General features: G+C 72.5%; 19 protein-coding genes. 9 read left to right on the top strand and 10 right to left on the bottom strand.

What is annotated here, in order from left to right:
• Window positions 1-5: 5 nt before the first annotated feature.
• Both ACIPK3_RS04620 and rsmH read right to left on the bottom strand, forming a co-directional pair.
• On the bottom strand, window positions 6-497 hold the full coding sequence (locus ACIPK3_RS04620; RefSeq protein WP_402566541.1) for a septum formation initiator family protein: 492 nt from the start codon (window positions 495-497) through the stop codon (window positions 6-8).
• Between the two features lie 34 nt (window positions 498-531).
• Window positions 532-1,488: a 16S rRNA (cytosine(1402)-N(4))-methyltransferase RsmH gene (gene rsmH, locus ACIPK3_RS04615; protein ID WP_402566540.1), complete on the bottom strand. Its 957-nt coding sequence runs from the start codon at window positions 1,486-1,488 to the stop codon at window positions 532-534.
• 397 nt (window positions 1,489-1,885) lie between these two features.
• Here rsmH and ACIPK3_RS04610 point away from each other — a divergent pair, with 397 nt between their 5' ends.
• The 4 genes from ACIPK3_RS04610 (at window position 1,886) to ACIPK3_RS04595 (ending at window position 7,470) form a co-directional block, all read left to right on the top strand.
• Complete coding sequence (locus tag ACIPK3_RS04610) at window positions 1,886-2,434, top strand: beta-class carbonic anhydrase (RefSeq protein ID WP_402566539.1); 549 nt, start codon at window positions 1,886-1,888, stop codon at window positions 2,432-2,434.
• 238 nt (window positions 2,435-2,672) lie between these two features.
• A complete protein-coding gene (locus ACIPK3_RS04605) occupies window positions 2,673-3,710 on the top strand; it encodes an AAA family ATPase (RefSeq protein ID WP_402566538.1) in 1,038 nt (345 codons plus the stop codon).
• Window positions 3,710-5,080, top strand: coding sequence for a DUF58 domain-containing protein (locus tag ACIPK3_RS04600; RefSeq protein ID WP_402566537.1), 1,371 nt, complete (start codon window positions 3,710-3,712; stop codon window positions 5,078-5,080). The genes ACIPK3_RS04605 and ACIPK3_RS04600 overlap by 1 nt, the downstream gene beginning before the upstream one ends.
• Entirely contained in the window at window positions 5,080-7,470 is a 2,391-nt protein-coding gene (locus ACIPK3_RS04595; protein ID WP_402566536.1) for a transglutaminaseTgpA domain-containing protein, read from the top strand. The genes ACIPK3_RS04600 and ACIPK3_RS04595 overlap by 1 nt, the downstream gene beginning before the upstream one ends.
• Before the next feature lie 101 nt (window positions 7,471-7,571).
• Here ACIPK3_RS04595 and ACIPK3_RS04590 read toward each other — a convergent pair whose 3' ends face one another.
• The 3 genes from ACIPK3_RS04590 to ACIPK3_RS04580 form a co-directional block, all read right to left on the bottom strand.
• Window positions 7,572-7,961 carry a DUF3040 domain-containing protein gene (locus tag ACIPK3_RS04590; RefSeq protein WP_402566535.1) on the bottom strand — a complete coding sequence of 130 codons (390 nt, stop codon included), beginning with the start codon at window positions 7,959-7,961 and terminating at the stop codon, window positions 7,572-7,574.
• 277 nt (window positions 7,962-8,238) lie between these two features.
• Window positions 8,239-9,009: a methyltransferase gene (locus ACIPK3_RS04585; protein WP_402566534.1), complete on the bottom strand. Its 771-nt coding sequence runs from the start codon at window positions 9,007-9,009 to the stop codon at window positions 8,239-8,241.
• Between the two features lie 133 nt (window positions 9,010-9,142).
• Window positions 9,143-9,658, bottom strand: coding sequence for an SAV_6107 family HEPN domain-containing protein (locus ACIPK3_RS04580; RefSeq protein WP_402566533.1), 516 nt, complete (start codon window positions 9,656-9,658; stop codon window positions 9,143-9,145).
• A 194-nt stretch (window positions 9,659-9,852) separates the two neighbouring features.
• On the opposite strand from ACIPK3_RS04580, the gene ACIPK3_RS04575 reads away from it, so the two are divergent.
• The 5 genes from ACIPK3_RS04575 to ACIPK3_RS04555 all read left to right on the top strand — a co-directional run bounded on the left by ACIPK3_RS04575 (window position 9,853) and on the right by ACIPK3_RS04555 (window position 15,955).
• Window positions 9,853-10,689: an ATP-binding cassette domain-containing protein gene (locus tag ACIPK3_RS04575; protein WP_402566532.1), complete on the top strand. Its 837-nt coding sequence runs from the start codon at window positions 9,853-9,855 to the stop codon at window positions 10,687-10,689.
• Window positions 10,661-12,745, top strand: a complete 2,085-nt coding sequence (locus tag ACIPK3_RS04570; protein ID WP_402566531.1) for a YhgE/Pip family protein — start codon at window positions 10,661-10,663, stop codon at window positions 12,743-12,745. The genes ACIPK3_RS04575 and ACIPK3_RS04570 overlap by 29 nt, the downstream gene beginning before the upstream one ends.
• A 41-nt stretch (window positions 12,746-12,786) precedes the next feature.
• Complete coding sequence (locus ACIPK3_RS04565) at window positions 12,787-13,416, top strand: TetR/AcrR family transcriptional regulator (RefSeq protein WP_402566530.1); 630 nt, start codon at window positions 12,787-12,789, stop codon at window positions 13,414-13,416.
• A gap of 366 nt (window positions 13,417-13,782) precedes the next feature.
• Entirely contained in the window at window positions 13,783-14,397 is a 615-nt protein-coding gene (locus ACIPK3_RS04560) for a DUF4126 domain-containing protein (RefSeq protein ID WP_402566529.1), read from the top strand.
• A gap of 46 nt (window positions 14,398-14,443) precedes the next feature.
• Window positions 14,444-15,955 carry a phytoene desaturase family protein gene (locus tag ACIPK3_RS04555; protein ID WP_402566528.1) on the top strand — a complete coding sequence of 504 codons (1,512 nt, stop codon included), beginning with the start codon at window positions 14,444-14,446 and terminating at the stop codon, window positions 15,953-15,955.
• Between the two features lie 16 nt (window positions 15,956-15,971).
• Here the strand turns inward: ACIPK3_RS04555 and ACIPK3_RS04550 are convergent, their stop codons facing one another.
• The 5 genes from ACIPK3_RS04550 to ACIPK3_RS04530 all read right to left on the bottom strand — a co-directional run bounded on the left by ACIPK3_RS04550 (window position 15,972) and on the right by ACIPK3_RS04530 (window position 20,487).
• The gene (locus ACIPK3_RS04550) at window positions 15,972-16,904 is read right to left on the bottom strand and encodes a hypothetical protein (RefSeq protein WP_402566527.1); all 933 of its coding nucleotides are present in this window, start codon (window positions 16,902-16,904) and stop codon (window positions 15,972-15,974) included.
• A gap of 56 nt (window positions 16,905-16,960) precedes the next feature.
• Window positions 16,961-17,884 carry a methylenetetrahydrofolate reductase [NAD(P)H] gene (gene metF / locus ACIPK3_RS04545; protein ID WP_402566526.1) on the bottom strand — a complete coding sequence of 308 codons (924 nt, stop codon included), beginning with the start codon at window positions 17,882-17,884 and terminating at the stop codon, window positions 16,961-16,963.
• Window positions 17,885-17,989: 105 nt separating this feature from the next.
• Window positions 17,990-18,646, bottom strand: coding sequence for a thiamine phosphate synthase (gene thiE, locus ACIPK3_RS04540; protein WP_402566525.1), 657 nt, complete (start codon window positions 18,644-18,646; stop codon window positions 17,990-17,992).
• A gap of 188 nt (window positions 18,647-18,834) precedes the next feature.
• Complete coding sequence (locus ACIPK3_RS04535) at window positions 18,835-19,200, bottom strand: Rv2175c family DNA-binding protein (protein WP_402566524.1); 366 nt, start codon at window positions 19,198-19,200, stop codon at window positions 18,835-18,837.
• Between the two features lie 51 nt (window positions 19,201-19,251).
• Window positions 19,252-20,487: an NAD(P)/FAD-dependent oxidoreductase gene (locus ACIPK3_RS04530; protein WP_402566855.1), complete on the bottom strand. Its 1,236-nt coding sequence runs from the start codon at window positions 20,485-20,487 to the stop codon at window positions 19,252-19,254.

The raw sequence follows: 20,487 nt of genomic DNA, 5'->3' as shown, positions 1-20,487 counted from the left end.
GGCGCTCACCTGCCGGGAGTCGGGGTCGGGGTGGAGGAGGCCGGTGGTGGGGTCCGGGGTGCGGGCGCGGTCGGGACGGCCGGCGGGATCGCCTCGGGCGGGACGGATGCGACGGATGTGAGGGGGTGGCCGAGGGCGGCGGGGGCGGGGGCGCCCTTCACGGAGCCGTCGGGGCCGAGGAAGGCGGGGTCGCCGCCGGGCACCATGCCGAGTTCACGGGCTCGGCGCTGGAGGGCGTCGGGGGCGGAGTAGGCGTCGATGTCCCGCTGGAGTGCCTGCTGCTCGTCCTTGAAGTTCTTCGTCTGCCTCTGGAGGTCGTCGAGCTGGAAGGAGCCTTCGCTGAGCGCGGAGTTCAGCACGAGCAGTCCGATCAGGCCGCCGCCGAGGAGCAGGACGACCAGGAAGACGAACGGCGTGCGGGCGGCCTGTCCCGGCCCGGCGGGCAGGAGCCGCGTGAGCCGGGCGGCCCTCCCCTTCAGTTCGGGTTTCCCGCTCACTTGCCCTCCGGTGGGTTCCGGGTGCCCCGCTCACTCACTCGGCGTCCTCCCTGATGCGTTGGGCCCCGCGCAGCCGCGCGGGAGCGGCCCGGCGGTTCTCGGCGACCTCTTCCTCGGTGGGAAGTTCGGCACCGCGCGTCAGTAGCTTGAGCCGGGGCTGGTAGCGCTCGGGCACGACCGGCAGGCCGGGCGGCGCGGTGGTCGCGGCGCCGGCCGCGAACACCTGCTTGACCAGGCGGTCCTCCAGCGAGTGGTACGACAGGACGGCGATCCGTCCGTCCACGGCGAGTGCCTTGACCGCGGCCGGGATCGCCCGCTCCAGGACGGAGAGTTCGCCGTTGACCTCGATGCGCAGGGCCTGGAAGGTGCGCTTGGCCGGGTTGCCCCCGGTGCGCTTGGCGGCCTGCGGCAGCGCGTCCCGGATCAGTTCCACGAGCCGCCCGCTGTTGCTGAACGGCTCCTTCTCGCGCTCGCGGACGACGGCGGAGACGATCCGCTTGGCCTGCTTCTCCTCGCCGTACGCCCGCAGGATGCGGACGAGTTCGCCAGGCGGGTAGGTGTTGAGGACCTCGGCCGCGCTCATGCCGGTCGTCTGGTCCATCCGCATGTCGAGGGGGGCGTCCTGGGCGTAGGCGAAGCCCCGGTCGGCCTCGTCCAGTTGCATGGAGGAGACGCCGAGGTCGAACAGGACGCCCTGTACGCGCGGGATGCCGAGTCTGTCGAGGACGTCGGGCAGTTCGTCGTACACCGCGTGCACGAGGGTGGCCCGCTCGCCGTGGGGCGCGAGCCGCTCGCCGGACAGCCGCAGCGCCTCCTTGTCCCGGTCGAGTGCGACGAGCCGCGCCTCGGGGAACCGCGTCAGCAGCGCCTCGCTGTGCCCGCCGAGGCCCAGGGTGCAGTCGACGACCACGGCTCCCGGCCGCTCCAGGGCGGGCGCCAGCAGGTCCAGGCACCGCTGGAGCATCACCGGGACGTGTCGACTCTCGCTCAAGGGGGCCTCTCAGGTCCGGCACGGGCCGTACGCACCGCCGGGTCCCCGCCCAACCCCAGTCGGGCCGGCCGGGAGCGGGAGGAGGCCGAGCCGTACGTACACGCCGCGCGCATGGGGAGACGGTCCGGGCGGGCGCCGGGGTCTCCGGGGGAATCTCAGTCCAGCGGGGAGAGCCTCGCCTCCCGCTTCGCGTCACTTTAGTCCACCGTGTCTCGCGGTCAATCAACCGGCCTGCGCGTCGCGCAGCGGGTGCCGGGTGGGGTCGCGAATGAACGGGAATCACCCGTCCGGCCCAGGTTTACCCTCCGTGTGGGTTAGCTCACAACAAGCCACAGTGGCGTTCTTTGTCCACTCTCACGACAGGCTCGGACCAGGGGTGACCAGTACCGTCGTCACTATGACGACTTCCGCAGCAGTTCCCACCGGATCCGAAGACGCCATAACCGACGGCGACAATGTGACGGATCGCCTGGTCGAGGCCAACCGGCGATACGCCGCCGCCTTCACCGACCCCGGCATGGACGCCCGGCCCGTGCTGCGCGTCGCCGTGGTCGCCTGCATGGACGCCCGACTCGATCTGCACGCCGCACTCGGCCTCGAACTCGGCGACTGCCACACCATCCGCAACGCGGGCGGTGTGGTCACGGACGACGTGATCCGCTCGCTCACCATCAGCCAGCGCAAGCTGGGCACCCGCAGCGTCGTCCTCATCCACCACACCGGCTGCGGCCTGGAGTCCCTCACCGAGGACTTCCGCACGGAACTGGAGATGGAGGTGGGCCAGCGCCCGGCATGGGCCGTGGAGTCCTTCCGGGACGTGGACCAGGACGTGCGGCAGTCCATGCAGCGGGTGCGCACCTCCCCGTTCCTGATGCACACCGACGACGTGCGGGGCTTCGTCTTCGACGTCAAGACGGGTCTGCTGCGCGAGGTCGACCCGGCCTGATCGGGCCGCCACCGCCCGGAGATCCCGTCACCCCGGCACCGAAAAGACAATCGAAAACACCGCAAGACCGGCATAGTGCCGGCGGTTGTCCACAGGCGAGTGACACTAATCGGCAACGACGGCAAGAATGCGGGGTGTGACGTCACGCGGAACGAAACGCGCGTGACGCCCGTATATCGGGGTGGGCCGGTCCGCGCACGGAGCGTCGGCCCAGGCAAAACGGGCCGAGGAGGGCCGGGTGACGACCTATGACGATCGAGCGAGCCTCACAGATCTGACCGCCACTGTGGAGCGGATCCGCAGTTCGGTGGAAGGAGTGATCGAGGGCAAGCCCGAGGTCGTACGGCTTTCGCTGACCGTGCTGCTCGCCGAGGGGCATCTTCTGATCGAGGATGTCCCCGGCGTCGGCAAGACGATGCTGGCCAAGGCGCTGGCACGGTCCATCGACTGTTCGGTGCGGCGTATTCAGTTCACGCCCGACCTGCTGCCGTCGGACATCACGGGCGTGTCCATCTGGGACCAGCAGCGCCGGGACTTCGAGTTCAAGCCGGGTGCGATCTTCGCGCAGATCGTGATCGGCGACGAGATCAACCGGGCCTCGCCCAAGACACAGTCCGCGCTGCTGGAGTCGCTGGAGGAGCGGCAGGTCACCATCGACGGGCAGACCTACGAACTGCCCAGCCCGTTCATGGTGGTGGCCACGCAGAACCCGGTCGAGATGGAGGGCACCTACCCGCTGCCCGAGGCCCAGCGCGACCGTTTCATGGCCCGGGTCTCCGTGGGCTACCCCAGTGTGGAGGCCGAGTTGCAGATGCTCGACGTCCACGGCGGGGTGAGCCCGCTGGAGGACCTCCAGCCGGTGGCGCACGCCCACGACATCCTGAAGCTGATCGAGGCCGTGCGCGGCGTCCACGTCGCCGAACCGGTCCGGCGGTACGCGGTGGAACTGGTCGCCGCGACCCGCACGCACCCCGACCTGAGACTGGGCGCCTCACCGCGCGCCACGCTGCACCTGCTGCGCGCGGCGAAGGCGTCCGCCGCACTCAGCGGCCGGGAGTTCGCGCTGCCGGACGATGTGCAGGCCCTCGCCGTGGCCGTGCTCGCGCACCGGCTGCTGCCCACCGCCCAGGCCCAGCTCAACCGGCGCACGGCGGAGCAGGTCGTCCAGGAGATCCTCCAGCACACCCCGGTGCCGGCCCAGCACCGGCAGAGCGGCTTCGGCGGACTGGGCGGAGGCGTTCCGGCGTATCCCCAGCAGCCTCCGCGGAGCATGTGATGAGCACCGGGGGGGCTTGGGCGGCGGAGGCCGGCCGGCAGGACAGGGACACCACGGGCGGGGTCCGCACGGCCCTCGCCGGGCTGACCACCCGCGGCCGTTCCTTCCTGGCGGCCGGCATCGCGGCCGCGATCTGCGCCTACGTGCTCGGCCAGAACGACCTGCTGCGGGTCGGGCTGCTGCTGGCCACGCTGCCGCTGATCTGCGCGACCGTGCTCTACCGCACCCGCTACCGGGTGGCGACGAACCGCCGCCTCTCCCCCGCACGGGTCCCGGCCGGCGGTGAGTCCCGGGTCCATCTGTGCGTGGACAACGTCTCCCGGCTGCCGACGGGTCTGCTGATGCTCCAGGACCGGGTGCCGTACGTGCTCGGCCCGCGGCCGCGCTTCGTGCTGGACCGGATGGAGCCGGGCGGCCGCCGCGAGGTGTCCTACCGGGTCCGCTCGGACCTGCGCGGACGCTATCCCCTCGGACCGCTCCAGCTGCGCCTGACGGATCCGTTCGGAATGTGCGAACTGACCCGTTCCTTCTCGACGTTCGACACCCTGACCGTGATACCGCGCGTGGAACCACTGCCGCCGGTCCGGCTCAACGGCGAGGCGAAGGGGTACGGCGACGGGCTACGGCGCTCGCTGGCCCTGGCGGGCGAGGACGACGTGATCCCGCGCGGCTACCGCTACGGCGACGACCTGCGCCGCGTCCACTGGCGTTCCACCGCCCGCCACGGCGAGCTGATGGTGCGCCGGGAGGAGCAGCCGCACCGTTCACGCTGCACGGTCCTGCTCGACACCCGCGGCACGGCCTTCGACGGCGCGGGCCCGGACTCGGCGTTCGAGTGGGCGGTGTCGGGCAGCGCGTCGGTCCTGGTGCACATGCTCGAGCGCGGCTTCTCGGTGCGGCTGTTGACCGACACCGGCAGTGCGATGCCCGGCGAGGGCGGCGACGGCTTCGCGGGCGTCGGCCAGGAAGGCACGGACGCGGCCGGGATGCTGCTGGACGCTCTCGCCGTGATCGACCACTCGGACGGCGCGGGCCTGTCCCGTGCCCACGACGCGCTGTCCGGCGGTGGCGACGGGCTGCTGGTCGCCTTCCTGGGCGACCTCGACGACGCCCAGGCCGCCATGGCCGCCAGGATGCGCGGGCGCGGCGGCGCCGCGGTCGCCTTCCTGCTGGACAGCGACGCGTGGCAGCACCGGCCGGGCGGCGTGCCCGGTCCCGGGCACCGGCAGGAGGAGCGGCTGCACCTGCTGCGCGAGGCGGGCTGGACGGCCCTGAGCGTGCCACGCGGCGCCTCGCTCGGTGAGTTGTGGCGCCGGGCGGACCGCGAGCGCGTGGGCGTCTCCGCGCTGGGCGGCGGGAGGGCACTGTGATGAGCGGGCGTGGAAGGCTTGCCGTGTGCGCGGCCGCGGCGACGCTGCTGGCCTCGTGCGCGCTGCTGCCCCTGGTCGACAAGTCGATCTGGCTGGTGCAGGCGGCGTTCCTGGTGGCGGTGCAGACGGGAGTGGGCGCGGCGACCCGGCGGGTGCCGCTGGCCCGGCCGCTGACCATCGCGGCCCAGGCGCTCGTGACGCTGATGCTGCTCACCCTGTTCTTCGCCCGCGAGTACGCGGTCCTCGGGCTGGTGCCCGGCCCGGACGCCGTGCAGCACCTCGGGGACCTGCTGCGGCAGGGCTCGCAGGACGTCAACACGTACGCCATCCCGGCGCCGCTGAGCGACGGGATCCGGCTGATGCTGATAGGCGGCGTCCTGCTGATAGGGCTTCTGGTGGACGCCCTCGCGGTGACGTTCCGCAGCGCGGCCCCGGCCGGGCTTCCGCTGCTCGCGATGTACTCGGTGGCCGCCGGGCTGTCCGACGGCGGCACCGACTGGCTGTGGTTCCTGGCCGCGGCGGGCGGCTATCTGATGCTGCTGCGCGCCGAGGGCCGGGACCGGCTCTCGCAGTGGGGCCGGGTCTTCGCCGGCGCGCCGCGAGGCCCGGGCGAGAAGGCGGCCGACGCCGTGGCCCCGGTCCGCACCGGGCGGCGCATCGGCGCGGTCGCGCTCGGTGCCGCGCTGGTCGTGCCGCTCGTCCTGCCCTCGATGCACGGCGGCCTGCTGGACAGCACCGCCGGCGGCGTGGGCTCCGGAAACGGGAACGGGAACGGCGGCACGATCTCCGCCGTCAACCCCCTGGTGTCGCTCCACGACAGCCTGAACGTGGAACAGGACCGGCAGGTGCTGTCCCTGCGGACCAGCACCGACGACATCTCCGACCTCTACCTTCGGATCGTCTCCCTGGACGACTTCGACGGCGTCACGTGGAAGCCGTCCCAGCGGCATGTCGTCGACGTGCCGGACACGTTCCCCGCCCCGGTGGGACTGAGCCCCGACGTCAAGCGCACCACGGTCAAGACCACCGTCTCGGCCGCCGACTGGTACGCCCAGGACTGGCTGCCCATGCCCTACCCGCCGAGCGGGGTGAGGATCGGCGGCAAGTGGCGCTACGAACCCGCGGGCATGACGCTCGTCGGCGACCACGGCCAGAACACGCAGGGCGCGACCTACCAGGTGACCAGCCTGGAGGTGCGGCCGACGGCGAAGCAACTGGCCGAGGCGCCACCCGCGTCGGACACGTTCAACGCCGAGTTCACCGACGTGCCGGACACACTGCCACCGGTCGTGGCCGCCACCGCGAGGAAGGTCACCTCGGGCGCGGCGACCTCCTACGACGCGGCAGTGAAGCTCCAGGACTACTTCGCCGTGTCGGGCGGCTTCCAGTACGACACCCGGGTGTCGGTCGGTACCGGCCGCGACGCGATAGCGCACTTCCTGGAGAAGAAGCAGGGCTTCTGCATCCACTACGCCTTCGCCATGGCCGCGATGGCACGCACGCTGAACATCCCGGCCCGGGTCGCGGTGGGTTTCGCTCCCGGTACCGCGACGGCGGACGGCACGGTGTCGGTCGGCCTGAGAGACGCGCACGCCTGGCCCGAGCTGTATTTCCAGGGAGTGGGCTGGACCCGCTTCGAGCCCACCCCGACACGGGGCACGACGCCGTCGTACACCCGGTCCAACACGCCGGACCCCTCCCAGCCGAACCAGCCCCGCCCGTCCACGACGGCGAGCGCGGAGCCCTCCGCGGCGGCCTCCCGGAGCGAGAACTGCACGGCGCAGCTGCGCAAGCAGGACCTGTGCTCCGGCGCGTCGGCCCAGGCCGTGCCGCTGCCGGGCGACGACGGTCCGCAGTGGTGGCGGTTCGTGCTGTGGGCACTCGCCGTGCTGGTCTGTGCGGCGGTCCCGCTGGCGCCGATGGCGTGGCGGCTGCGGCTGCGCGTGGTCCGGCTGGGCGGGCACGCCCGCACCGGCGAGGGTGCGGCGGCGCACACGATGGCGGGCTGGCGGGAACTGACCGACACGGCCTGGGACTTCGGTATACCGCCGGACGACTCGCTGACTCCGCGCGGCGCGGCCGCCCGGATCGTTCGGCTCGGGCAACTCGATGAGGCGGCCGCGGCCGCGGTGCACCGGGTGGCCGACGCGGTGGAGCAGGTGCTGTACGCGCCGCGGCCGCGGCCGGCGTCGGGTCTCGCGGCGGACGTGCGCCAGGTGATCGCCGGGCTGGGTAAGGCGGGCCGCCGTGCCCGGCTGCGTGCGCTGCTGGCGCCGCGCTCCACCGTGCGGGTGCTGTGGGCGGCGCAGGCCCGCTGGGCGGCCCTGCGGGCCAGGGTGGCGGCGGTCCGCCCGACACTGCCGCGCAGGCCGTCGGGACAGCGGGGCTGACGGGCCCGGCGCGGGGCCGGCGGAGCTGATGACCGCCGGCAGAGCCGACGACTGAGGGGTGACCACCCGGTGGGTGGTCACCCCTCAGTCGTGCTGGATCGCTACTGGCCCTGTTCGTCCCGGCGGCGCTGCCAGCGCTGCTCGATGCGGTCCATCATGGAGCGCCGGGGCCGTCCCTGCCCGCGAGCGGCGCCGCCGCCGGTGGACTGCTCGCCCGGCTTGGGAGCCCTGCGCCACCCCGTTACGGCGAGTACGGCACAGCCCAGCATGACGAGGAAGCCCACCACGCTGATCCAGATCTGCTGTGCGACCATTCCGGCCATGAGGAGCGCGATACCAATGAGGAAGCCGACGACTGCCTGGTAGACCCGTCGCCGGGTGTACGTGCGCAGCCCGCTTCCCTCAAGCGCTGTCGCGAACTTGGGGTCTTCGGCGTACAGCGCTCGCTCCATCTGCTCAAGCATTCGCTGCTCGTGCTCGGAGAGCGGCACGGAGTCCTCCTCATCGTGCAGTCGCCGGGGCGACCCGGGGGGTCCCTTCAGGATAGGCAGGGAATCGCCCCCGTGAAACCCGCCCCTCTACGCCAATTGGCCAACCGGAGTACCGGCATGACCTAACCGGCTCGCTGAGGCTTCCATTCCCCAGCGGCCGGCCCGTCATGCCGGGCGTTCTCCCTCGATCATACGGCGCAAACCCCTCGTTCGGGGGGCCTGTGGCGTACTCCATGTGCGGTCGAGGCGCTGATCAGCGGCATGACCCGGGGCCGGTTCAGGCCTCACTGGCACCGCGGGTCTCACCCAGCACGTGCAACTGGGTGGCGACCGAGTGGAAGGCGGGCAGCTCGGCCGCCGCGGCCTCCAGCTTGAGCAGGGCGTCCAGGGCTCCGGGCTCGGTGTCCACCAGGACGCCCGGGACCAGGTCGGCGAAGACCCGCACGCCGTGCACGGCGGCCGTCACCAGGCCGGCGCTCTCCACGAGCGCGGTGAGCTGTTCGGCGGTGAAGCGGTGCGGCACGGGGTCACCGGGGCCCCAGCGGCCGGCCGGGTCCTCCAGCGCCTGTTTGGCCTCCGTGAAGTGGCCCGCGAGGGCGCGGGCCAGCACGGCGCCGCCGAGGCCCGCCGCGAGCAGGCTGAGGACGCCTTCGGGGCGCAGGGCGGCCACCGCGTTGCGGACGCCTTCGGCGGGGTCGTCCACGTACTCCAGGACGCCGTGGCACAGCACCGCGTCGTAGCCGCCGCGCTCGACCACGTCGAAGAGCCCGTGGGCGTCGCCCTGCACACCCTGGACCCGGTCGGCGACCCCGGCCTCGGCGGCCCGGCGCTCCAGCGCGAACAGCGCGTTCGGGCTGGGGTCGACGACGGTGACGCGGTGCCCGAGGCGGGCCAGGGGTACGGCGAAGTTGCCGCTGCCGCCGCCGGTGTCGAGCACGTCCAGCGCGTCCCGGCCGGTGGCCTTGATCCGGCGGTCGAGGGCGTCCTGGAGGACCTCCCAGACCACGGCGGTACGCAGGGAGGCGCGGGGTCGCATCGGGTCCGGCACGCTGTTGACTCCTCCGGGCAGGCTTGCGGGCGTCCTCCACCTTATTGCCTCCGCCGCCGTACCCCCGCTGCCGTACCCGGTCGCCTTGGTGGTGGCTTGGTGGCGCAGTGGTGATGCAGTCGTGGCGCCGTGGTCAGCCCGCGTCCTGGCGCGGCTGCGGAAGGACCGGCTGGAGCACCAGCATCCGCTCGACGATGCGGACGAACATCGCCACGTCCCGTATGAGGTCGTCGGCGTCCCGGCGCCCGGCCGCGCCCTCGATGCCCGCCTCCGCGCGGGCACGGCGCCGGGCGCCGGAGGCGAACAGCGCGCTCCACTCGGTGAGCTCGGGCGCTATCTCGGGGAGCACCTCCCACGCGCTCCTGATACGGGCGCGGCGCCGGGACGGCGGCTCCGGGCGGGCGCGTGCGGCGAGGACGGCGGCGGCCGTTCGCAGGGCGGCGAGGTGGGCCGTGGCGTAGCGTTCGTTCGGAGTTTCCAGGGTGGCGGCCTCGTCGAGTCCGGCACGGGCCTGGGCGAGCAGGTCGAGAGCGGCGGGCGGGGCCGTGGCACGGCGGAGGACGGGGTGCACGTCGCCCGCGGGGCCGGTGGTCAGCGAGGGGGCAGGGCCGGTGGCGGCGCGCCGACGAGCGGCGGACGGGTTGGCCATGACGAACCTCCTGGTGGGATCCGATGGTGCCGTATGTGCTCATCGTGCGGTATGGCACTGACAATCCGTTCTGACCTGGGCTTTTGCCTAGATCGCGAGTTCGGGTTAACTTTTGCACTGACCAGTCAGTTCAAATGGGAAGACGCCCGGGGACGTTCGGGGGACGTCCCCGGGCCCCAGGGGATGGGGTAATCGTGAGCAGTCCGCCAGGACTCGCCGTACACGCCCGGGACTTCGGACTCAAGGGTCCACGGGGCTGGGCGTTCCAGGGGATCTCGGCCGACGCGGAGCCCGGCGCGCTGATCGCCGTCGAGGGGCCGTCCGGTTCCGGCCGTACCAGCCTGCTGCTCTCGCTCACCGGCCGGATGAAGGCCACGGAAGGGTCGGCGACCGTCGGCGAGGCCCGGTTGCCCAAGCAACTCGCGGCGGTGCGCCGCCTCAGCGCGCTGGCCAACGTCGCCGGGGTCACCGACCTCGACCCGGCCCTGACCGTCGGCGAGCATCTGCGCGAACGGGCACTGCTCCAGCACCGGTTCGGGGACTCCCTGCGCGCGCTGACCCGGCCGCGGGCCGAGCGGGCGCGGGAGGCGAAGCAGCGGATCGACACAGCGCTGGACGCCGCCGGACTCGACCTGGAGACCCTGCCCAAGGGACCCCGGACCGCCGTCCGCGACCTGGAACGGATGGAGGCCCTGCGGCTCTCCCTGGCGCTGGCCCTCATCGGTGGGCCCCGGCTGCTGGGCATCGACGACATCGACCTCAAGCTCTCGGACGCCGAACGGGCCCAGGTCTGGGACCTGCTGACCGCCCTCGCCGCATCCGGCACGACGGTGATCGCGGTGTGCGCGGAGGCCCCGGCCGGTGTGACCACCGTGTCCACGACGGCCGCGCCGGACGGCACCGACGAGGACCCGACGGACGAAGACGCGACGGACGAGCCGGGCACGACGGAGACCGGCAAGACGGAGACCACGGGGAAGACCGAGAAGGGGGAAGAGGCCGATGCGCTCGCCGAAACTGGCCGCGCTTGAGTTGAGGCGCTTCGGCCGGGGCAAGTTGCCGCGTGCCGCCATGGTGGCGCTTCTGCTGCTGCCGCTGCTGTACGGCGCCCTGTACCTGTGGTCCTTCTGGGACCCGTACGGCCGCCTGGACCGCATCCCGGTCGCACTGGTGAACGACGACCGGGGCGCGACCGTCGGCGGCGAGCACCTCGCGGCAGGCGACGACATCGTCAAGGGGCTGCGCGACAGCGACACCTTCGAGTGGCACGAGGTGAGCGCGGGCGAGGCGCGCGACGGCGTGGAGGACGGCACCTACTACCTGTCGCTGACCATGCCGTCCGACTTCAGCCGGCGTATCGCCTCCAGCTCCGGCGACGCCCCGGAGACAGGCGCCCTCCAGGTGCGCACCAACGACGCGAACAACTACATCGTCGGGCAGATATCCAGGTCCGTCTTCAGCGAGGTGCGCACGGCCGCGTCCACCAAGGCCTCCCGGGCCGTCCTGGACCGGATCTTCATCTCGTTCTCCGACATCCACGGGAAGACGGTCGAGGCCGCCGAGGGCGCCGACCAGCTCACCGGCGGCATCGGGAAGGCGGAGAAGGGTTCCAAGGACCTCGCCGACGGACTCAAGGACGCCAAGAGCGGCAGCGGCGAGCTGTCCAAGGGCCTGACGAAGCTCACCAAGGGCGCCTCAGACCTGGAGGACGGCGCGAAGCGGGTCTCCGAGGGCACACAGAAGCTCGCCGACAACGTGAACGCGGTCTACGACGACGCCGGACCGTTCCTGAAGGACAACGAGAAGTCCATCGGGGACGCGGCCCGGCTGGTCGCCGACTCGGCGACGGCGGTCGACCACAACCTCAAGGAGCTGGTGCAGGCGGCCCCGGGCGCGGCCAGGTCCGCGCACACGGCGTCCGAGACGCTCGACGACGTCTACCGCGAGCACTGCGAGACCCCGCTGCTGACCGGTGACATCTGCCCCGCCCTGAAGAAGGCGAAGCAGGCGGCCGCCGACGTGTCCACGGTGGCCGACGACCTCAACACGCTGATCGCCGACCAGAACGGCGACCTGAAGACGCTCCGCGCCAACCTCGGGACGCTCCGCAAGCAGGCCCTGGCCCTGGCCGACCGGTCGCCGCACCTGTACGAGGACGTGGACGGCGCCGTCAAGCAGATCAACGCGCTGAACAGCGGCGCGGGCAAGGTCGCCACGGGCGCCAGGAAGCTGCACTCCGGCCTCGGCACGGCCGGGTCCGGCGCCTCCGACCTGGACGACGGCGTCGGCAAGCTGTCGACGGGCGCCGAGGACCTCAACGGCGGCATCTACAAGCTCGGGGACGGCTCGGGCAAGCTCGCCGGCGGGCTGCACGACGGCGCCGGGCAGATCCCCGACTACGGCAAGCAGGACCGCGACCGGCGCACGAAGGTGATGGCCGACCCGGTCCAGCTGGCCGCCAGGGACCTGCACAAGGCGCCGAACTACGGCACCGGATTCGCCCCGTACTTCATCCCGCTGTCCCTGTGGGTGGGCGCGATGGTGGCCTACATGCTGATCCAGCCGCTCAACCGGCGGGCCCTAGCGGCCGGCGCGGCCGCGTCGCGCATCGCGCTGGCGGGCTGGTTGCCGGTGGTCGCGGTCGGAGTGCTCCAGACGGCCGCCCTGATGGCCGTACTGCACTGGGCGATCGGGCTCCAGATGGTCCGGGCGGCCGGCACGGTGGGCTTCCTGTTCCTGGTGTCGGCGTGCTTCGCGGCGCTGGTGCAGTGGCTCAACGCGCGGTTCGGCGCGGCGGGCCGGATCCTGGTGCTCGCCCTGCTGATGCTCCAGCTGACGTCAGCAGGCGGCACGTATCCGGTGCAGACCAGTCCGCGCTTCTTCAACGCGATTCATCCCTTCCTGCCGATGAGCTACATCGTGGAGGCCCTGAGGAGGCTGATCACGGGCGGCGGTCTGGGCCCGGTGTGGCAGGCGTGCGGCGTTCTGGTCGCGTTCACGGCGGGCGCTCTCGCGCTCACCGCGCTGTCTGCCCGCCGTCACCAGGTGTGGACGCTGGACCGGCTCCACCCGGAGCTGAGCCTGTGACCCCGGAACCAGTGGCTGTGAGACCTGTGAGAATCAGCCCCATGGAACGCAGCAGCACCCCGTCGGGCGGCAGCACACGCCGCGAGGCCACCCGGCAGAAGCTCTACGAGGCCGCCGTCACTCTCATCGCCGAACAGGGCTTCTCCGCCACCACCGTGGACGAGATCGCCGAGCGCGCCGGAGTCGCGAAGGGCACGGTCTACTACAACTTCGCGAGCAAGTCCGTCCTCTTCGAGGAGCTGCTGCGGCACGGCGTGGGACTGCTGACCGCCTCCCTCCAGGAGGCGGCCGACGGCACCGCGCGCGCGGGCGGCAGCAAGGTGGACGCCCTGGACGCGATGGTGCGCGCCGGCCTCGTCTTCATCGACCGCTATCCCGCCTTCACCCAGCTGTACGTGGCCGAGCTGTGGCGCACCAACCGGGCCTGGCAGTCCACACTGATGGTGGTCAGGCAGGAGGCCGTGGCGGTCGTCGAGGGCGTGCTGCGCGAGGGTGTGGCGGGCGGCGAGTTCAACGAGGAGATCGACGTCCAGCTGACGGCGGCCGCGCTGGTCGGCATGGTGCTGGTGGCCGCGCTGGACTGGCAGTCGTTCCAGCCGGAGCGCTCCCTGGACGACGTTCACGCGGCGCTGTCGCGGTTGCTCCAGGGCCGGGTGAGCGGGACGGGCTGAACACGGAAGGCGCCGGTCCTCCGGCGGCCGCGTCACCGCGAGCCGCCGTCGGACCGGCGCCTTCCGTGTTCCCCGTTCCCCCGGGGTTCCCCAGGTTTCCCCGGGTTTCCCCGTGCCCCCTTCGGTCGTCCCGTCGTTCCGTCGCCGGACCGGCGGAGGGAGCGGCCAAGGGGCACGGGTTCCGGTTCCGCCGCCCCGTGTCGGCGGTGCCGGAGATCGCGCCCCTTTCCCTGGGACCACTTTCCCGTTCCCGGCGGTTGCCTTCCATCCGCACAGGTACTCATCTCGCTGATTGAGTACGCGTACTCAGCCGCCCGCACTCATCTGCCCGGGCCGTTCCGGTTCGTACTGGTTACGATCATCTCCGTGTCGGTACTCCCCCTGGTCTTCACCAGTGGCTGGGCCAGCGGCGTCAACGCCTACGCGCTGGTGCTGCTGCTCGGTCTGTTCGGCGCGGCGGGGGTCAGCGACGAGATCCCCCAGACGCTCCAGCGTCCCGAGGTGCTCGCCGTGGCGGGTGCGTTGTTCCTGTGCGAGGCGGTCGCCGACAAGATCCCGTACGTCGACTCGGTGTGGGACGCCGCCCACACCGTGGTCCGGCCGCTCGCCGGTGCCTGGGTCGGGGCGCTGCTGGCCGGGCACAGCGGCTCGCTGTCCGACGTGACGGCGGGTCTGGTAGGCGGCTCGACCGCGCTAGCCAGCCACACGGTCAAGGCGGGCACCCGGATGGCGGTCAACGCCTCACCCGAGCCGCTGAGCAACGTGGTCATGAGTCTGGCGGAGGACTTCGGGGTGGCCGGCGTCGTGACGTTCGCGATGTTCCATCCCCTGGCTGCCGCGGTGATCGCGGCGGTGCTGCTGGCCGGTGGGCTGGTGGTGCTGTTCCTCGTGGTGTCGCGGATCCGCCGTTTCCTGCGGCGCAGGGCGCAGCGCCGGGAGGAGCGGCACCTGGCCGCGCGAGAGGGCGGGCCGCCGGGCTGACCGCCCGCGCGTCCCGTTGTCGGTGGCGGTCGATAAAGTCGCGGGCATGGCACGGATTGTGGTGATCGGCGCCGGGATGGGCGCGATGGCGGCCGCTGCCCGGCTGGCCGTGGCGGGCCACCAGGTGGTGGTGTACGAGCGCACGGAGACGTACGGCGGTGCGGTGCGCCGGTTCGAGCGGGACGGGTTCGGCTTCGACACCGGCCCGGGACTGCTGACCCTGCCCGCCGTCTACCGCGACCTGTTCGTCAAGACGGGCAAGGAGCCGCTGGAGGCCTGTGTCGACCTCGTGCAGGTCGACCCGTCGTCGCGGCACGTGTTCCCGGACGGCACCGAGGTGTCCCTGCCCAACGCCTCGCGCGCGGGTGTCGTCTCGGCACTGGACGAGGCGCTCGGGGCGGGCGCCGGACAGCGCTGGGGCGACTTCCTGGTGCGGGCCCGGGAGGCCTGGGACCGCACCCGCCGCCCGCTGCTCGAGGAGCCCCTGTGGCCGAACTGGCAGGTGCTGGCGGACCGTGAGCCCTATCCGTCGGTCCCGCACAGACGTCTGCTGCGCACCCGCCGGGCCGGCACGCTCGCCGAGGTGGGCGCCTGGGAGCTGCGCGACCCTCGGCTCGCGGCGCTGCTGGAGTGCCACGCTCTGGCGTACGGCCTCGATCCCCGGACCGCTCCGGCGAGTGCCGCGGTGCTGCCGTACCTGGAGCACGCCTTCGGCACCTGGTATGTCCGCGGTGGCATACGGGAGCTGGCGCGCGCGGTGTACGAGCGGTGCCTGGCCCGCAGGGTGGAGTTCGTGTTCGGCGCCGAGGTCACCGGGATCCTGGAGAAGGACGGCCGGGCGTCGGGTGTGGAGTTCGCCGACGGGACCGCGGCGGAGGCGGACCATGTGGTGGCGGGCGTGGATCCAATACGGCTGCGGGGGCTGACGGAGTTGCCTCCGGACGGGGACGGTGAGGTGCGCGCCGAGGCCGTGACGCCCGGGACCGGACGATTGGCGCTGCTGCTGGCGCTGCGCGGTGCGCGGGAGGCCGGGGCCGCCCACCGCACGGTCGTGCACGCGCCGGACCCCGAGAGGGAACTGGACCTGCTGACCTCCCCCGGTGGCGCGTTGCCCCTGCGCCCCACGGTGACCGTGCTCCGCCCAGGGGACCCCGCGCTCACCCCGGACGACGCGCACGAGTCCGTGGTGGTGTCCGCCGTGGTGTCGGCCGACTTCGACTGGGCTGCGAACGCCACGGTCCGGCGGTGCGCCGAGTCCATGCTCGAAGCGGCCGGGAGGGCGGTGCCCGGGCTGCGGGAGCGCCTGCTGTGGCACGAGGTCCGCACCCCGCTGCACACGTGGGAGGAGACGGGTGCCGGCCACGGGGCCGTTCCCGCCCCCGCGCTCGCCGCGGGCCGGGGCCGTCATCTGCATCCGGCGAACACCACACGGCTGCCCGGTCTCCACCGGGTCGGCGGCTGGTCGCACCCCGGCGGCGGGCTACCCCACGCGGGTATGTCGGGCGCGCTGGTGGCCGGGCTGATCGTGGAGGGGCCGGAGTTCCGCGGTTCCCAGTAGGGGGCGGGCCTGCGGTTCAGAAACGGTACTGCTCGTCGAATCCGTTGCCCGGCTGCTGCCCGTTGCCCTGGTAGGGGTACTGCTGCTCCTGCGGGAGCTCGCTGCCGTAGTTCTCGTCGGTGCGCTGCTGCGGGACCCAGACACCGCCGGACGGGGTCTCCTGGTAGCCGCCGCCCGCGTACTGCTCCTGGCCGTAGGGCTGCTGGGCGTACTGCTGGCCGGTGGTGTCGTAGCCGGTGCCGTAGGAGGCGCCGCCGTAACTCTGGGCGCCGATGTACGGGTCGGAGTAGTTGGCGTACTGCTGCTGGCCGCTCGTGTCGTAGCCGTACTGCTGCTGGTAGCCGGAGTAGTCGTACGCGTAGGCCTGGTCGGTGCCCTGGGCCGCGCCCTGGGCAGCGGCGGCCGCGTGGGCGGGGTCGCCGCCGTATATGCCGTAGGAGCCGGTGTCGTCCGGGAGGGGCTGCGGCTCGTAGACGGCGGTCGTCTCGGCGGCGGTGGGCTGGGCGGGGCCGGCCGGGGTGAACACGTCGTCGCGGTCGTAGTCGTCGGCCGTGTACGCCGAGGCGGCGCTGTCGGCGGCGTCCTGGTCGTCGTAGCGTGCGTCGGCCGCTTCCGGTCCTGGGCCGTCGAGAACCGGGTCCTGGCGGTCGGCCCTGCCGCGGCGGCGCTTGCTGCCGACGGCCTCCTCGGCCTCGGGGCGCTTGACGGCCCAGCCGGCGTCGAAGCCCCGGCGGAACGAGAGGGTGACATAGGTCTGGCCGACCGCGAAGGCGGCCGCGCCGAGGCCGATCACCACGATCGACGGAATCAGTACGCCCAGCACCACACCGACGAAGCCCGCGAAGGCGAGCAGTCGCCAGCGAAGGCGTGCCTTGTACTGAAGCAGCACCTCGCCCAGCAACCACAGTGCGACGATGCCGAACGCGATGTAGAGGACCGTCCAGCCCATGTACGCCCCTCTCCCAGTAACCGCTACGCAGTGTGTCGTATACCGGTGCGGCCGGTCTAGGCCTGCGGGGGATGGTGCAGACCCAGGTTCTCGTAGATTTCCAGCGGTGCCGTGGAGTTGTTGAGCGTGATGAAGTGCAGTCCGGGTACTCCCTCGGCCAGCAACCGCGCGCAGAACTCCGTGGCGAATTCGATACCAATGGAGCGTACCGCCGCCGGATCGTCCTTCGCTGTGAGGATCCGCTCTTTCAGGGCGTCCGGGAAGCTGGCGTTGCTCAGTTTCGGCAGTCTTTCCAGCATCCCGACGCTGGTGACCGGCAGGACCTCGGGGATCACCGGGGTGTCGCAGCCCGCGGCCGCGACCCGGTCGCGCAGGCGCAGGTAGGACTCGGGCTGGAAGAACATCTGCGTGATGGCGTAGTCGGCGCCCGCGCGGCACTTGTCCACGAAGTGGTCGACGTCGGTGTCCCAGTCGCCGGAGCGCGGGTGCATCTCCGGGAAGGCGGCGACGCCCACGCAGAAGTCGCCCGACTCCTTGATGAGCCGGACCAGTTCGGCCGCGTAGGTCAGGCCCTGGGGATGCGGCACCCAGTCGCCCATCGGGTCGCCGGGCGGGTCGCCGCGCACGGCGAGCATGTTCCGGATCCCGGCGTCGGCGTACTGGCCGATGATGTTGCGCAGTTCCGCGATGGAGTGGTCGACGGCGGTGAGGTGGGCGACCGGCGTGAGCGTCGTGTCCACGACGATCTGCTGGGTCTCCTTGACCGTCGTCGCCCGGGTGGTGCCGCCGGCGCCATAGGTCACCGAGACGAAGTCGGGGGCCACCGCCTCCACCCTGCGGAGCGCGTTCCACAGGCTCCGCTCGCCCTTGGGGGTCTTCGGCGCGTAGAACTCGAACGAGTACGTCTTCTTGCCGGTGGCCAGGATGTCGCGCACGGTACGGGCGCGATCCGTCCTGGTCGATGCGGTTCCTAGGGCCATACCCGCAGGTTAGTCAGGGGTGGCCGGACACCCAACCGAACGGCGGAAATATGACCGTTTTGCCGACTTCCTGTCCACCCCTTGGGACGAGCCCGCGGGCACGCCCTACGGCACCCGGCGCATCCGCTCGCGGAACTCGGCCGCCGCCGCTCCCGGATCGTCCGCCTCGGTGATGGCGCGGACGACGACCACCCGGCGGGCGCCCGCCTCGATCACCTGGTCGAGGTTGCCGAGGTCGATGCCGCCGATGGCGAACCAGGGGCGGTCGGTGCCGAGGGCCGCCGTGTGGCGGACCAGGTCCAGTCCGGGGGCGTGACGGCCTGGCTTGGTGGGGGTGGGCCAGCAGGGGCCCGTGCAGAAGTAGTCCACGCCGTCCTGCGCCGCGGCCGCGTCGGCCTCCGCCCCGGCGTGTGTGGACCGGCCGATCAGTACGTCGTCGCCCAGGACGGCGCGGGCCGCGGGCACCGGGAGGTCGCCCTGGCCCAGGTGGAGCACGTCGGCGTGGGCGGCGTGGGCGACGTCCGCCCGGTCGTTGACCGCGAGCAGCCGGCCGTGCCGGGCGCAGGCCTCGGCGAACACCTGGAGGTGCTCGAGTTCCTCGGCCGCCTCCATGCCCTTGTCCCGCAGCTGCACGATGTCCACCCCGGCGGCCAGGACCGTGTCCAGGAACTCGGGGAGGTCGCCCTGGCGCTTGCGGGCGTCCGTGCAGAGGTAGACACGGGCCTCGGCGAGACGGTCACGTGCGGTGGCGATGTCGGACACGGGTCGGGTCCCCCGGGTTGTCGGTGCGCGGGCCTGCCGGCGGCCCGGCCTTGTCGGTGTGAGCCACCGGTGGACCCGTGGCTCCCGGACACGGCTTTGGACGGCCGGCCGGGCAGCGCCCTGGGGGCGCCACCCGGACACTACCGGGACCGCGGCACCGGCCGGTCACGGCCCCGGCATCTACATGATCAGACGGCGAGCGCCTGGGCGCGGCGCTTCACCTCCGTGCCGCGGTTTTCACTCAGTGCCTGGGCGGGGGTGCCGGGCAGGGTGGGGTCGGGGGTGAAGAGCCACTCCAGCATCTCTTCGTCGGTGAAGCCGTCGTCCCGCAGGAGCGTCAAGGTGCCGGACAGGCCCTTGACGACCTTGTCCCCGTCGATGAAGGCGGCGGGGACGTGCAGCGCGCGGTTCTCGCCACGGCGTACGGCAATGAGCTGGCCATCCTTGACCAGCTGCCGCACACGTGTCACCTCGACGCCGAGCTGTTCGGCGATGTCGGGGAGGGTGAGCCATGCGGGGACGAGAGCATCGGTCTTTGCGTCAATCTCGGTCACGGAAACAGCGTGCCATCCCGGACTGACAGTCGGAAGTCGGGCCCGCTGTCGTCACGCTCGTGCCACGGCCTGCTTCAGTGGTCGAGCCGGGTCCGTGAGCAGATTCCGGTCCACCGGCGTGCCCGCCTCGATCAGCCGCCGGCCCTGTGCCAGGTCACGCGGTCTGCCCACCGCCAGCAGGGCGACGAGCCGGTCGCCCCGCAGCCAGCAGACGGTCCAGGCGGGTCCGGACGGGTCGCCGCGCCACAGCAGCGTGTCGGCCGCCGCGTGATGACCCGCGTACTGGACGAAGCGGCCGAACTGCTCGGACCAGAAGTACGGGACGGGGTCGTAGACGGCCGGGGACTCGCCGATGATGCCGGCGGCCACCGTGCGCGGCCCCTGGAGGGCGTTGTCCCAGTGGTGGACGAGCAGCCGCTCGCCGTACCGGGCCGACGGGAATGAGGCACAGTCGCCGACGGCGTACACGTCGGGGGCGGAGGCGCGCAGATGGTCGTCGGCCACCACGTCGCCCTGCGCGCCCAGCTCGATGCCCGAGCCGGCGAGCCAGCCGGTGGCGGGATGCGCGCCGATGCCGACCACGACGGCGCCCGCGGGTACCCGGGTGCCGTCGCCGAGGACCACCGCGCCCGGCTCGACGCCCGCCACGCGCGCGCGGGTGCGCAGGGTGGCGCCGCTGTCGGCGTACCAGGCGGTCATCGGCAGGGCCACCTCGGGCGGCAGCGCTCCGGCGAGCGGATGGTCGGCGGCCTCCACGACGGTCACCGCGCAGCCGGCCTCACGGGCCGCGGTGGCGAACTCGGCGCCGATCCAGCCCGCGCCGACGACCACGATGTCGTGCTGGCGGGTGAGCACCGGCCGCAGTCGTTCCGCGTCGTCCAGGGTGCGCAGCAGGTGCACCCCGGGGACGCCCTCCGTGCCGGGCAGCCGGACCGGTTCGGCACCGGTCGCGAGGACCAGGACGTCGTAGGGAACGGGCCCGGAGCCGGTGTCCAGCTCGTGGTCGGCGGTGCGCACCCCCAGTGCCTCGCTGCCCAGGCGCAGATCGATGCCGAGCGACTCGAAGTCGACCTCGAAGGCGGAGCCCTCGGACTTGCCGAGCAGGACGGCCTTGGACAGCGGCGGCCGGTCGTACGGCTGGTGCGGCTCGGCGCCGATCAGCGTGACGGTGCCGTTGAAACTCTGCTCCCGCAGGGCGACGGCGGTCTGCACCCCGGCCATGCCCGCGCCGACGACGACCACTCGCCGTCCCCGTGACGTGCCCCGTTGCTGCGTCTGCTCGCCCAC

Origin of the sequence: Streptomyces sp. NPDC086787 (assembly GCF_044745865.1) — a bacterium.
Lineage (GTDB): Bacteria > Actinomycetota > Actinomycetes > Streptomycetales > Streptomycetaceae > Streptomyces.
Note: the sequence above shows the minus strand (reverse complement) of the source record. Positions and strands in the feature narration are given on the sequence as shown.

Coding starts and splice junctions, on each gene's coding strand:
- ACIPK3_RS04570 (WP_402566531.1), top strand. CDS start 10,661: ATGCGCTCGCCGAAACTGGCCGCGCTTGAGTTGAGGCGCTTCGGCCGG.
- metF (WP_402566526.1), bottom strand. CDS start 17,884: ATGGCCCTAGGAACCGCATCGACCAGGACGGATCGCGCCCGTACCGTG.
- ACIPK3_RS04555 (WP_402566528.1), top strand. CDS start 14,444: ATGGCACGGATTGTGGTGATCGGCGCCGGGATGGGCGCGATGGCGGCC.
- ACIPK3_RS04610 (WP_402566539.1), top strand. CDS start 1,886: ATGACGACTTCCGCAGCAGTTCCCACCGGATCCGAAGACGCCATAACC.
- ACIPK3_RS04565 (WP_402566530.1), top strand. CDS start 12,787: ATGGAACGCAGCAGCACCCCGTCGGGCGGCAGCACACGCCGCGAGGCC.
- ACIPK3_RS04550 (WP_402566527.1), bottom strand. CDS start 16,904: ATGGGCTGGACGGTCCTCTACATCGCGTTCGGCATCGTCGCACTGTGG.
- ACIPK3_RS04580 (WP_402566533.1), bottom strand. CDS start 9,658: ATGGCCAACCCGTCCGCCGCTCGTCGGCGCGCCGCCACCGGCCCTGCC.
- ACIPK3_RS04595 (WP_402566536.1), top strand. CDS start 5,080: ATGAGCGGGCGTGGAAGGCTTGCCGTGTGCGCGGCCGCGGCGACGCTG.
- ACIPK3_RS04600 (WP_402566537.1), top strand. CDS start 3,710: ATGAGCACCGGGGGGGCTTGGGCGGCGGAGGCCGGCCGGCAGGACAGG.